We start from the raw sequence: 12,695 nt of genomic DNA, 5'->3' as shown, positions 1-12,695 counted from the left end.
TGCCATTGAGAGTCCGTTAGTGCTTGAAACGATTCGTTCATGATCTTGGAGCTTGGTAACTACAAGATAAGACGGACTCTCATTTTTAGACTATCCAAAACATACTCTTAGATTAAAAAAAAACTACACAGTCAAATAAGTTACTTTAATTTACACATGGCTAAACGTGACATTATCGTCATTGGTGCATCGGCAGGTGGAGTCTATGCGCTCAAAGCGCTGGCAGCCTCCCTGCCTGCCGATTTTAAAGCTGCTATTTTTGTGGTGCTCCATGTGTCTCCTTCTTCTCCCAGCTTTTTACCCGATATACTCAATCATGCCGGGCTGTTGAAAGCAAGTCATCCCCAGGATGGAGAACTGATTCGGCAGGGTCATATTTATGTAGCGTCTCCGGATCACCACCTGCTGGTTGAAGATGACAAGGTTGTGGTTAAGAAGGGACCGAAGGAAAACCGCTTTCGACCGTCTATCGATGCCCTGTTTCGGTCGGTTGCCTACAGCTATGGACCCCGGGTCATTGGGGTGGTGCTGACGGGCCTGCTCGACGATGGCACATCGGGTATGTGGTCTGTAAAGCGGCTGGGGGGCCTGGGCGTCGTTCAGGAGCCCGAAGATGCCATGTATGCCAGCATGCCTGACAGCGTGTTGCAGTACGTCGACGTCGACTACCAGGTGCCCATTACCGACCTTGCTTCGCTGCTTTGTCAGCTAATCGAGGAGACCGTTCCAGACAAAGTCCATCTGGCAGATAAAGAGCGGGTGCGGATAGAGACTGAAGTAAGTATTGCTGCCCAGGCAAATGCGTTTGAACTGGGTGTGCTTGGCATAGGCCACCTGACGGCCCTTACCTGTCCCGAATGCAGTGGAGCCCTGATCAGTATTCAGGAGGGTAAACTGACCCGATACCGCTGTCATACGGGTCATGCTTACACGGCCAATTCCCTGTTGGTCGACGTCACTAAAACGGTTGAAGAGTCGCTGTGGAAATCGGTTCGCAGCCTGGAAGAAATGGTGATCCTGCTGGAGCAGTCGGCCCGTAAATATGCTGAAAGCAACGACGAGCGAGCGTCGGAGCAGTTTTATGAGAAAGCCCGCGAAACCCGCGAACGGGCGGCTACAACCCGGGAGCTTATTTTCAAACAGGAGCGATTAAGCCACGATATAGCCACTACCAAAGATCAACTAACGATACCCTGATATAAAGAGAGACAGCCTATTTGCAGGCTGTCTCTCTTTATATCAGGGTATCGTTAGTTGATCTTTAATACGGCCATGAATGCCTCCTGCGGTATTTCGACGTTGCCAACCTGGCGCATACGCTTTTTACCTTTCTTCTGCTTGTCGAGCAGTTTCCGTTTCCGGGATATATCACCACCGTAACACTTTGCCAATACGTCTTTACGGAGCGCGCTCAGGGTTTCCCGGGCAATGATTTTCTGGCCGATAGCCGCCTGGATCGCGATTTCAAACTGTTGACGGGGAATTAACTCGCGCAGCTTTTCGCACAGTTTCTTACCCCATTCGTACGACTTCGAACGGTGAACGATAGCCGAGAGCGCATCGACTTTATCGCCGTTAAGCATCACGTCGAGCTTCACCATGTCCGATTCGCGGTTGTCCATAAACTCATAGTCGAGAGAAGCATAGCCACGCGATATGGTCTTGAGCTTGTCGAAAAAGTCGAACACCACTTCGGCCAGCGGCATCTCAAACTGAAGTTCAACACGGTCGGCAGTCAGGTACACCTGGTTTTTAAGGATACTGCGCTTGTCCATGCAGAGCCCCATGATACTACCCACATACTCGGCTTTTGTAATGATCTGCGCCCGGATAAACGGTTCCTCAATGTAGTCGATCAGGTTGGGTTCGGGCATTTCGGCGGGGGCCGATACCTGAAGTTCTTCGCCTTTGCTCGTCATCACCTCGAACCGCACCGATGGCACCGTAGTAATAACGGTCATGTCGAATTCGCGTTCGAGCCGTTCCTGCACAATCTCCATGTGGAGCATACCGAGGAAGCCGCACCGGAAACCAAAGCCCAAAGCCGCCGATGTTTCGGGCTCCCATACCAGGGCCGCATCGTTGAGCTGTAGCTTTTCCATGGCATCGCGCAGGTCTTCGAATTCGCTGGTCTCTACCGGATAAATACCGGCGAACACCATTGGTTTCACTTCCGAAAAGCCCTGAATGGCCACCGTAGCGGGGTTGTCGAGCGTCGTGACGGTGTCGCCAACTTTTACTTCTTTGGCTACTTTGATACCCGAAATAAGATACCCTACGTCGCCACACTCGATCACGTCTTTGGGTTCCTGGCCCAGACGGAGCGTTCCAATTTCATCCGCGTTGTATTCTTTGCCGGTGTTCATGAACTTCACCCTGTCGCCCTTGCGAATACGGCCGTTCTTGACCCGGAAAATAACTTCGATGCCCCGGTAGGAATTAAAGTGCGAATCGAAAATCAGTGCTTGTAAAGGACCCGACGGTTCACCTTTGGGTGCCGGGATACGCTCCACAATAGCGGCCAGAATTTCGGGAACGCCAATACCTTCCTTACCCGATGCCGGAATAATGTCGTCACGCTCACAGCCAAGCAGGTCTACCATTTCGTCCTTGATCTCTTCGGGCCGGGCGCCGGGTAGGTCGATCTTGTTCAGGACGGGGATAATAACCAGGTTGTTGTTGAGCGCCAGATATAAATTTGAGATCGTTTGTGCCTCCGTTCCCTGCGACGCATCGACCAGCAACAGCGCCCCTTCGCAAGCCGCGATCGAACGGGACACTTCGTAGCTAAAGTCGACGTGGCCCGGGGTATCAATCAGGTTCAACGTGTAGAGATCTCCCTTATACATATAGTCCATCTGGATGGCGTGGCTCTTGATGGTGATGCCACGTTCGCGCTCCAGATCCATATCGTCGAGCAGCTGGGCCTGCATGTCGCGGGAACCAACGGTCTTGGTAAATTCCAACAGGCGGTCAGCAAGGGTACTTTTGCCGTGGTCAATGTGGGCGATAATGCAAAAATTACGGATATGTTTCACGCTGGAATAACGGGGGAGTCTTTACAGATAAACCGCAAAAATAGGCAAAAAAGTCCGTTAGCGGGCGGTCATCTACCGACTATGGCAATTGGTGTACCAGCTGGCTGGTAATAGGGGAAGATACGTATATATATCTAAGCCGATGCATTAGATGGGGAAGGCTCTAAAAACAAACGCCGGACTCATCGCGGAGCCGGCGTGTTCGATTACACTTCATCAACAAACTAAAAACGTTTCCGCCTGAGCGGCCGGTCAGTACCTTTACTGACCAGATAAGCTTGGTATAACCAGGCTGTAGGAGGGGGACTCGAACCGCCCACGGTGCAGTTAGCCTTAGCACAACTCTGGTGGTCAACCCCAGTCGCCCTTTCGGGCGGCATTATGCTGCGTTTATCCCTTATCACCACCCCCGAGACAGGAGGGCACGTCTGCCAATTTCGACATCCTACAGTGTGAGAAACAATTCGCCGAAGCGAAAGTCAAGAGGACCGGCGTGTGACCCCGCTCGATCAACTTGACAATACAAAGATAATAGATTAAGGTTTTATGTTGCAAATTTTGCATCGATATTCCTTAAAATTTACAAAAAATATAAATATTTAATACTTTTGTTAGCACTCATCAAAATAAGGCGTAACATGATCGAGAAAAATTTAGAAATTGATAATACCGACCTTAAAATTCTGAGTCTGTTGATGCAGGATGCTAACATGGCTTATACCGAAATTGGCAAGCGAATCTTCGTTTCGGGTGGAACCGTGCATGTTCGGATGAACAAACTTAAGCAAATGGGGATCGTTCGCGGGTCACAACTAGTCATCGATCATGCCAAACTTGGTTGGGACATTAGTGCTTTTCTCGGTATTTATCTCGACAAGAGTTCGTTGTATGAAGAGGTCTCCCGTCAGCTGGAACGAATTCCGGAGGTTGTCAATGTGCACTATACGACTGGTATCTACAGCATTTTTGCAAAGATCGTTTGCCGCGACACCCAGCATCTGCGCGAAGTGCTGCACGATAAAATTCAGAAGGTAAGTGGCATTCAGCGTACGGAGACGTTCATTTCGCTGGAGGAAAGCGTCAATCGGCCTATTCCCTTCGGTGATGTGAAAGAGTAACCAAATTAAGATGAGCAGCCTGAAAACCGGTCAACGTTTCTGCCGGTAGGTTCACGAACTACAAACGACCCCATTCACGTTAGATAAGACAATAAAGACCAATTCATGCAACAGGTAATTCATGCTACAACCGTTGTTGGCATTCGCCACAACGGACAAGTTTCACTCGGGGCCGATGGCCAGGCAACGATGGGTAACACCGTCGCTAAAAGTAATGTCCGTAAAGTTCGGGTGCTGATGGGGGGAAAAGTACTGGCGGGCTTCGCTGGTTCTACCGCCGACGCGTTCACCCTGATCGAGCGATTTGAAGAGAAACTCAACGCCTATGGCGGTAACCTGAAACGGGCCGCTATTGAACTGGCCAAGGACTGGCGTACCGACCGCTACCTGCGCAAACTGGAGGCCATGCTGATAGTAGCCACCAAAGAGGACCTCCTGCTGGTATCGGGCACGGGCGATGTGATCGAACCCGACTTCGACGTAGCGGCTATTGGCTCCGGCGGTATGTATGCCCAGTCGGCAGCGGTTGCCTTGAAAAAACATGCCCCGAACCTGTCGGCCGAAGAGATGGTCCGGGAGAGTTTACACATTGCCGCTGACGTATGTATTTATACGAATCATAACCTGATGGTTGAAACGTTATAAAAACAGGAAGTCACTGGCTGAGTACTTAAAGTGGCCCCGGAATTTCTGTAAATACTCTTTTCAAGTATATTTGTGATCTTTCTGTAAGTCGCTCAACCTTATGAATCTAGCCAATCAATTTCGGACTGTTACCGCAAACCGGCGCATAGCGCTGAGTTTTTCGGTGGCGCTGGTCTTGATTGTTTCGGGGTTCTCCATATCCTTCTATAGCTACAACGAATATGGGCAGGACACAGAGCGGGTTCGGCATACCTACCGTGTCATCAGTGCCCTGGAGTCAACGCTGTCGCTGGTAAAAGATATTGAAACAGGTGCCCGCGGGTTTGTTATCACCAATGATTCGGTTTATCTGGAACCCTACCTGAAGGCACTGACGTTATTGCCTGCTCAGCTGAAAAACGTACATGAACTGACTACCGACAACTACCTTCAGGAGAAACGGGCAAACTTGCTTGAGAAGCTGGTAATGGACAAGGTTGACATCACCCGGCTTCGGGCGAAAACGAAGCTGGCCGACGTTCGGAATGGGCTAACCTATAGCGATGAAGGGAAGCGACGTATGGATAAGCTCCGTGGGCATGTGGCGATGATGGTTGACACGGAGAAGGTTTTGATGGAAACCCGTAACCGGCAGGCAAGCCGGTCGTTTCGCAACACACTCATCATCATATTCGCTTTATCGTTGATGACGTTTCTGGCGCTGGCTATGTCGTATCGCCAGTTAGAGCAGGAGCTGGTACGCCGTCAGGAAACAGAAAACCAGCTTCGTAGCTACGAAGCCAGGTTGAAAGAGCAGATTCGTCAGTTGGAAGCCTCCAATCAGGAACTGGAGCGGTTTGCCTTTGTAGCCAGCCATGATTTACAGGAGCCATTGCGTAAAATCCAGTCATTCGCTACGCTGGTGACCGAGCGGTATGGTAATCTGTTCAATTCCGATAGTCAGGTGTTTATGAGCAAGATTATCAGCTCAGCCGAGCGAATGTCCAAGCTCATTAAGGACTTATTAAACTTTTCACGGATGTCCAGCAACCGGGAGGATTTTAAACCTGTGCGGCTGGATACCATCATACAGCATATTCTGGACGATCAGGAACTGCGTATCAAGGGATTAGGTGTTCAGGTGGAGGTTGGTGCGCTGCCCATGATTCAGGCTGTACCGAGTCAGCTGGAGCATTTATTTGCCAACCTGATATCGAATGCCCTGAAGTTTTTACGGCCCGGTGTGCAACCTTTGTTACGGATACAGGCCCGCCCTGTCGATGGTCATGCCTATGCAGAATTAACGGGAGGCCGTCGCTATGTTGAGATCACCGTTGAAGACAATGGAATTGGCTTCGACGAAAAGTATTTAGATTACATTTTTAAAGTATTTCAACGGTTACATGGCAAAAGTGAATTTGAAGGTACAGGCATCGGACTGGCTATCTGCAAGCGGGTCGTTGTTTATCATCATGGTTTCATAACCGCCCATAGCCAACCAAATGAGGGTACAACATTTGTCGTTGTACTGCCCGAAAGTCAACTACTTCAAGATTATGACCGATCAAACTCAACCGAAACCCATACATATTCTGCTGGTTGATGATGATGAGGACGACCGCTACCTGACACGTGAAGCCTTTCATCAGCATTACCCTAAAAGTCGTATTTCGTTCGCCGAAGACGGTGAAGATCTATTGGATTTTCTCCATTATCGGGGTCGGTATGTAGGGGCGGTTCACACACTGCCTGAGTTGATATTGCTTGATCTGAATATGCCGCGCAAAGATGGGCGTGAAGTGTTACGCGAGATAAAATCCGACGACCAGTTTCGTCATATTCCCATTGTCGTGCTGACCACGTCCGACGCCAAAGACGATATCGAAACGTCTTATTTCAATGGAGCCAATAGCTTCATTACCAAACCACCCACGTTTCAGCGGCTCAGCGAGGTGACAAAAGCCATTGGTCAATACTGGTTCAGCGTCGTGACCGTCTGTGAACACGAAGGGGAGGACTGAACAACCAGCCAACAGCCAGCCATGAGCAGACTACTGCTTCGGGCTGGCTGTTCGGTATTTACTGGCCCTTTATTCGAACGAGCGTCACAAACAGCTTCTCCAGTTCAGTCGTAATAGCCCGGTTTCGGCCGGGCGTAAATTTATTGACCAGTACGCAGAAGCTCATCTGTTCCCCATCGGCGGCTGTAAAATAACCGGCATAAGCCCGAACCCCTTCAATAGAACCGCTCTTCGCCCGGATATTACCCGCTGCGGGCGTACCTCTTGCGAGACTGCGTACCGTTCCCGTTTGTCCCACAACCGGAATGGTGCTGTAAAAGGTTGAAAAGGCACTGTCCCGGCCAATGGCACTAAGTATACCAGTCATGTTGTCGGCTGTAAGCGCCCCAACCGCCGACAGCCCGCTGCCATCCCGAATGCGGAAACCATCCAGATTCACTCCCTTGCTTTTCCAGAACGTATTGAGGATTTGCAGACTGCTATCGGTTGAGGGAACGGACTTGCGCAGGCGCAGGGCCGTAGTCCGGAGCAGGGCCTCGGCGTAGAGGTTGATACTTTGAAAATTGGTTTCCCGTACCAGTTCCGCCAACGCTGGCGATTTATACTGCGCCAACAGAACGCGCTTACCGGTTTGGTTAACCGACGATGGTAGCCCGCCACCTACCGATAGGGGAGTGTTTGGCAGTGTTACATTGTCCCGAATGAGCTGCTGCTGGAGGGCATAAGCCGCAAAATAAGCGGGGTCGGGGAGTGCGCCTTTCACGGCGAATTCAGTGCCCGCGGGTACTTTGCCCGTTAGCCACTGCTGGTTCTGAAAGGGAGTGCCGTAGATGGTTACCTGATCGCCGGTATTGGCTGCGTCGGTCGTCACCGTGTTCCGAAATGAAACATACGGCACAGCGGGTTCAAGACGAGCTACGCCAGCCGCAGCCCCAATGGACTGGGCGGGTTTGAAAAATACGCGGTACAGATTTTCATGGATATTTAGTGCGCTTAAACTCGCCCCATAATAATTGCCGAGGTCACCGAAGGGCCAGGTGTCGGGAGTAGTCAGGTCATTGTATAGACTGGCATCGCCCACAACGGATCCCTGAACCTGGCGAATGCCCGCTCCCCGAATAGCAACCGACCATTTTTTGAGCAGGGTAGGTAAGTCGTCGTAACCGGGAAACCGCCCGCTGCCAAGTGACGGATCTCCTGTACCACGAATGTACAGATTACCGCTAAGGACACTGTCTTTGATAGTGCCATCATATTCGAGGAAAGTCGTGTAAGTATAACCAGGCCCTAACACCGATAAGGCAGTGGCGGTTGTAATGAGTTTTAAGGTCGAAGCCGATGGCAGGCTGCGTCGGGCATTATAGCCGATCAACTCCTGACCATCGCGCACCCGCCGAACCGATAGCGCAACGGTACCGAACTGAAGGGATGGGCTGGCCTGAAACGCATCGAGTTGCCGAAATAGCTCCTGGTTGGTAGCCGAGTCGCCAGGGGATTCAGTGCGCCTAAACGTGTTTGTTGGCGAGTCACTGGATAAATGAAACAGCAGACTCGCGGTCAGCAGGTAAAAAAAAGCGGGCATACAGCGTGTTATAACAGGTAGAGAATTCGATCGTCGGGTATGTACGGCAAGCAGTTCAGGTCAGAGAGACAACAGCGGGCGTAGACCGTTGCGATGAAAATCAGGCAGATGCATACGGGAAATACAGTCCATAAAGAAGGCCAAAGACTGTTTCGTCTACAAAACTGCAAAAACAGCGGCATAAAAAAAGCCCGACCGGTTGGGGTGGTCGAGCCTCGGTAGTGTTAGGAAAACGGTGGGACCGGTCGGTGTGGACAGGCGGAGACCGCTGACTTAAATCTACGTGCTCAACGTAATTTTAGATTCAATAAGAGACCCGGTCAGGATGGTTGGTTCAGGATCAGGTCGACGTCGGTCAATCAGGAATATAAGCCCGGATATCGAATTGATCGCCCATTTGCTCCATAGCTGCTTTGATGATCAGCAACTCGTCAACCAGCTCTTTGGCCGATTTTTGTCTGTAGTTGGTAGAGAAATACTCGCGAAGGTCGTCACGGGTTGACACGGCTGGCGGCTCGTTGTCCATCAAAAATTCGTCAACAGGGTTCTCCGGAGCAAATTCCAGCACATCCAGCACATCGTCCAGCAACTCATACGGCAGGGCGTCGAGCCTTTCTATGGTTACGCCTACACTATCCAATTCTGTCGACAATTGTTCCAGCACGATAATTTTTGAAAGAAGGCTGCCAGCAAGGCTTTTTGTCTGCTCTATCATTCGTATAGGGTTTATTGATTTGGTAAATGTACGGGATGACTAATTCGCGCACAAAACGGGCAGAGAGAGGGATGGCCCATCCAGCTACGTAGTTTACCCGGAAATAAACAGGGAGCCAGCAGCTTGGGTTGTAGCCACCGTAAGCTGGAACAACGATAACCAGTGGCTGGAACAGGACAGCGTTTGCCGGTGTTTTACCAGAAATAGCGGCCAATGTTGTAATATTGCAAACCTACGGAATTCGCACCACCTGGTTAAGGTGGACAACAACACTATTAATTTACAATAAACGACTTCAGAACTTAAGCTGTACGCATGAAATTATCGTTTCTGGGGGCGGCCCGGCAGGTGACAGGTAGTATGTACCTGCTGGAACTGGATGATTACCGCATCCTGATAGATTGTGGGTCTGACATGGAACGGTCTGCGCCACGAGAGGCCAGTACCAATGGTCAGACACCCGCTCCAACCACTCCTCAACCGGGCTTTTTCCCTTTTGAGGCTTCAAGTATCAACTTGGTCCTGCTTACTCATGCACACATGGACCACTCGGGCAATCTGCCCCATCTTTTCCGTGAAGGATATGAAGGACAGATTCTTTGTACCGAGCCGACGTTTGCGCTCACCAACGTGTTGCTTCGCGATTCGGCTTCGCTGAATCAGAAGCGGATCAACGAACTCAACGCCAGTAAAAAACAACGGGTTAAAGACCGGCAGGTTCAACTGCAGAAAGATTTGTTTCTCGACAAACAGGTTCGGGAAACAATGGAAAGCGTTGTACCCATCGCGTTTAACCGTAAGTTCAGGGTGGCCGATGGCATAGACGTTACGTTTATTCCGGCAGGCCATTTGCTGGGGGCGGCTCACATCGTTATCCACGTGGAAGAGAATGGGGAGCGCAAAAGCATTTGCTTTTCAGGAGATATTGGCCGTAAAAATTATCCGCTTCTGGTCGACCCGGCACCCGTGCCTAAAGTCGACTATCTGATCTGCGAAAGCACCTACGGAAACCGTCTTCACGAGAACCTGATGTCGCCGGAAGACGCACTCGCCGATATTATCCAGCGGACCTGTATCGATATTCCGGGCCGACTGATCATTCCTTCTTTTAGCGTAGGACGCACGCAGGCTCTGTTGTATACCCTCAACCGGCTCTATACCGAGCGGGGCTTTCCGCCCATCAAGGTGTTTTCCGACAGCCCTATGGGATTCGAAAGCACCAAGATTTATCTTCAGCACGTGAAGATGCTCAACGGCGAAGCGAAAGAGTTTTACAAGGAAAATGAAAGTCTGTTCGACTTCGAGAACTTCCAGTTCCTGGAGTCGGCGAAAGCCAGTAAAGCCGTTTCCAACTACGGAGAGCCCTGTATCATCATCTCGTCGTCGGGTATGGTTCAGGGTGGCCGGGTCGAGTACCACGTTGCGGAGAACATCAGCAATCCGTACTCAACTATCCTGATTATTGGCTACTGCGCCGAAGGTACCCTTGGATGGCGGTTGCTGAACGGGCAGTCTACGCTGACCATCAAGGGTAAGGATCATACGGTACTGGCTAACATTGAGAAGATCGATGTGTTTAGCGGGCACGGTGACAGAAATGACCTCATGAACTTCGTGGAGATGCAATCCCCCGAAACGCTCAAGAATATTTTTCTTGTCCACGGCGAATACGAGAGTATGGAATCTTTCAAGGCAACCCTCGCCGAGTCTGGATATCCACAAGTTACCATTCCGAAAAAAGGCGAAAGCTTTGAACTATAAAGGAGAAAAGGGAGGAAGGAGGAAGGGAAGGAAGGATGAGCGAGTAGTCCTTCATCCGTTTCTTCCCCTTCCTCCTTCCTCCGTCTATTTATGAGAACTTACCTCGACTTTGAGAAACCAATAGCCGACCTCGAAGCGCGGCTGGAAGAGACCAAACGGTTGGCTCAGACCAGTAACGTAGATGTTAGCGAAGCGGTTACCGTACTGGAGCAGAGCATCGATAAGCTGCGCCAGGAGATATTCAGGAATCTGACCCGCTGGCAGCGGGTCCAGCTGTCGCGCCATCCGGATCGGCCTTACACGCTCGATTATATATCGCTCATGTGCGATCAGTTTATCGAACTGCACGGCGACCGTACCGTTCGTGATGATCCGGCTATGGTGGGCGGTTTCTGCGAACTGGATGGACAAACGGTACTGATCGTCGGTCAGCAGAAAGGCCGCAATACCAAGCAGCGTCAGCAGCGGAACTTCGGTATGCCTAACCCTGAAGGCTACCGCAAAGCACTGCGGCTGATGAAGCTGGCAGAGAAGTTCAATAAGCCTATCATTACGCTTATCGATACACCGGGTGCTTTTCCCGGACTCGAAGCCGAAGAGCGCGGACAGGGCGAAGCTATTGCCCGTAACCTGAAGGAAATGTTCATGCTGACGGTACCCGTCATCTGCGTTGTCATCGGAGAGGGAGCGTCGGGTGGCGCCTTGGGCATCGCGATCGGCGACCGGGTACTGATGCTGGAAAATACATGGTACTCGGTGATTTCTCCTGAAAACTGCTCGACTATCCTGTGGCGTAGCTGGGATTTTAAGGAGCAGGCCGCCGAAGCCATGAAGCTTACCGCCCGTGATATGCAGGCGGCCCGGCTGGTAGACGGAATTGTAGAGGAGCCACTGGGTGGGGCACACAACGACCACCTCCAGATGGCCAATAAGCTCAAAACCGTTATTATCGATACCCTGGCTGAACTCAACGCCCTCGACCCGCAGGAACGTATCGACCAGCGAATCGACAAATTCTGTTCAATGGGCGTCGTTGTAGAATAAACGGTTCACATAAGGAAGCCGCTGTCGAATTCGACAGCGGCTTCCTTATGTGAACCGTTCTCGCTTTGTCTGCAAATCTAACGTTAACTTTGGCCGTCGGTTCACCAACCCGGCAAGCTTTTCCCATACATGGATTCCATACTCAACCCGTCTACGCTTAAAAATCTTGTTTTCGACTTGGGTGATGTCATCATTCCCATCGACCTGACCGCCCCCGTTCGTAATTTTGCCATGCTGGCCAACCTGCCGGAAGACGAGGTCTGGGCGATTTGGAAAGAGCATAACTTTATCAATCACTACGAAACGGGCCTGCTCGATGATGCTGCATTTCGGGCTGAAGTGCGGCAACTGTTGAAAAACGACGTGTGGGCTGACGAAGTAATCGATACCGCCTGGAATACTGTGTTGCTCGATCTGCCCGTTGAGCGCATCGCGCGAATCCAGGAATTGAAAGCCAATCATCGCCTGTTCCTGCTGAGCAACACCAGTCCCATCCATATCCGCCGGGTCAATGATGTATTGACACAACTGAACCTGCCCACCCTGGAACAGCTATTCGAGCGCGTGTTTTATTCCTACGAAGTGCGCCTGGCCAAACCCTCGCCCGATATCTACCGGCACGTGCTGACAGAAGCGGGTTTAGTGGCAGAAGAAACAGCGTTTTTCGACGATAATGCTGCGAACATCCAGGCTGCCGCTGAGTTAGGTATTCAGGCTGTACACGTCCAGCCGCCAATGACTATTATTGACTACGTCAAGGATTTATGATGGTATATCCTGCACCATAATCAA

Annotated in this window: 11 protein-coding genes; 8 read left to right on the top strand and 3 right to left on the bottom strand. The window is 50.9% G+C overall.

What is annotated here, in order from left to right; all coding sequences use genetic code 11:
- The first annotated feature begins 156 nt into the window (after positions 1 to 156).
- The gene (locus FH603_RS21560) at positions 157 to 1,197 is read left to right on the top strand and encodes a chemotaxis protein CheB (protein WP_186739855.1); all 1,041 of its coding nucleotides are present in this window, start codon (positions 157 to 159) and stop codon (positions 1,195 to 1,197) included.
- Positions 1,198 to 1,250: 53 nt separating this feature from the next.
- Here FH603_RS21560 and lepA read toward each other — a convergent pair whose 3' ends face one another.
- Positions 1,251 to 3,038 (bottom strand): translation elongation factor 4, encoded by a 1,788-nt coding sequence (gene lepA, locus FH603_RS21555; protein WP_186739853.1) that lies wholly within the window; start codon positions 3,036 to 3,038, stop codon positions 1,251 to 1,253.
- Between the two features lie 638 nt (positions 3,039 to 3,676).
- On the opposite strand from lepA, the gene FH603_RS21550 reads away from it, so the two are divergent.
- The 4 genes from FH603_RS21550 to FH603_RS21535 all read left to right on the top strand — a co-directional run bounded on the left by FH603_RS21550 (position 3,677) and on the right by FH603_RS21535 (position 6,801).
- Entirely contained in the window at positions 3,677 to 4,156 is a 480-nt protein-coding gene (locus FH603_RS21550) for an Lrp/AsnC ligand binding domain-containing protein (protein WP_186739851.1), read from the top strand.
- A 105-nt stretch (positions 4,157 to 4,261) separates the two neighbouring features.
- On the top strand, positions 4,262 to 4,801 hold the full coding sequence (gene hslV / locus FH603_RS21545; protein WP_186739849.1) for an ATP-dependent protease subunit HslV: 540 nt from the start codon (positions 4,262 to 4,264) through the stop codon (positions 4,799 to 4,801).
- A gap of 100 nt (positions 4,802 to 4,901) precedes the next feature.
- Positions 4,902 to 6,383, top strand: coding sequence for a sensor histidine kinase (locus FH603_RS21540; RefSeq protein WP_186739847.1), 1,482 nt, complete (start codon positions 4,902 to 4,904; stop codon positions 6,381 to 6,383).
- Positions 6,337 to 6,801, top strand: coding sequence for a response regulator (locus tag FH603_RS21535; RefSeq protein ID WP_186739844.1), 465 nt, complete (start codon positions 6,337 to 6,339; stop codon positions 6,799 to 6,801). Before FH603_RS21540 ends, FH603_RS21535 begins: the two co-directional genes overlap by 47 nt.
- A gap of 58 nt (positions 6,802 to 6,859) precedes the next feature.
- Here FH603_RS21535 and dacB read toward each other — a convergent pair whose 3' ends face one another.
- Positions 6,860 to 8,383 carry a D-alanyl-D-alanine carboxypeptidase/D-alanyl-D-alanine endopeptidase gene (dacB, locus tag FH603_RS21530; protein WP_186739842.1) on the bottom strand — a complete coding sequence of 508 codons (1,524 nt, stop codon included), beginning with the start codon at positions 8,381 to 8,383 and terminating at the stop codon, positions 6,860 to 6,862.
- A gap of 355 nt (positions 8,384 to 8,738) precedes the next feature.
- On the bottom strand, positions 8,739 to 9,098 hold the full coding sequence (locus FH603_RS21525; protein WP_186739840.1) for a hypothetical protein: 360 nt from the start codon (positions 9,096 to 9,098) through the stop codon (positions 8,739 to 8,741).
- Positions 9,099 to 9,413: 315 nt separating this feature from the next.
- On the opposite strand from FH603_RS21525, the gene FH603_RS21520 reads away from it, so the two are divergent.
- From FH603_RS21520 to FH603_RS21510, 3 genes are all read left to right on the top strand, one after another.
- Positions 9,414 to 10,859 carry an MBL fold metallo-hydrolase RNA specificity domain-containing protein gene (locus FH603_RS21520; RefSeq protein WP_186739837.1) on the top strand — a complete coding sequence of 482 codons (1,446 nt, stop codon included), beginning with the start codon at positions 9,414 to 9,416 and terminating at the stop codon, positions 10,857 to 10,859.
- Positions 10,860 to 10,949: 90 nt separating this feature from the next.
- On the top strand, positions 10,950 to 11,903 hold the full coding sequence (locus FH603_RS21515; protein ID WP_186739835.1) for an acetyl-CoA carboxylase carboxyltransferase subunit alpha: 954 nt from the start codon (positions 10,950 to 10,952) through the stop codon (positions 11,901 to 11,903).
- A 129-nt stretch (positions 11,904 to 12,032) separates the two neighbouring features.
- A complete protein-coding gene (locus FH603_RS21510) occupies positions 12,033 to 12,671 on the top strand; it encodes an HAD family hydrolase (RefSeq protein ID WP_186739833.1) in 639 nt (212 codons plus the stop codon).
- The last annotated feature ends 24 nt before the right edge of the window (positions 12,672 to 12,695 follow it).

Origin of the sequence: Spirosoma utsteinense (assembly GCF_014282275.1) — a bacterium.
GTDB classification, from domain to species: Bacteria; Bacteroidota; Bacteroidia; order Cytophagales; family Spirosomataceae; genus Spirosoma; species Spirosoma utsteinense.
This window is presented reverse-complemented; position numbering and strand designations above follow the sequence as displayed.

Coding starts and splice junctions, on each gene's coding strand:
- FH603_RS21560 (WP_186739855.1), top strand. CDS start 157: ATGGCTAAACGTGACATTATCGTCATTGGTGCATCGGCAGGTGGAGTC.
- FH603_RS21550 (WP_186739851.1), top strand. CDS start 3,677: ATGATCGAGAAAAATTTAGAAATTGATAATACCGACCTTAAAATTCTG.
- hslV (WP_186739849.1), top strand. CDS start 4,262: ATGCAACAGGTAATTCATGCTACAACCGTTGTTGGCATTCGCCACAAC.
- FH603_RS21540 (WP_186739847.1), top strand. CDS start 4,902: ATGAATCTAGCCAATCAATTTCGGACTGTTACCGCAAACCGGCGCATA.
- FH603_RS21535 (WP_186739844.1), top strand. CDS start 6,337: ATGACCGATCAAACTCAACCGAAACCCATACATATTCTGCTGGTTGAT.
- dacB (WP_186739842.1), bottom strand. CDS start 8,383: ATGCCCGCTTTTTTTTACCTGCTGACCGCGAGTCTGCTGTTTCATTTA.
- FH603_RS21525 (WP_186739840.1), bottom strand. CDS start 9,098: ATGATAGAGCAGACAAAAAGCCTTGCTGGCAGCCTTCTTTCAAAAATT.
- FH603_RS21520 (WP_186739837.1), top strand. CDS start 9,414: ATGAAATTATCGTTTCTGGGGGCGGCCCGGCAGGTGACAGGTAGTATG.
- FH603_RS21515 (WP_186739835.1), top strand. CDS start 10,950: ATGAGAACTTACCTCGACTTTGAGAAACCAATAGCCGACCTCGAAGCG.
- FH603_RS21510 (WP_186739833.1), top strand. CDS start 12,033: ATGGATTCCATACTCAACCCGTCTACGCTTAAAAATCTTGTTTTCGAC.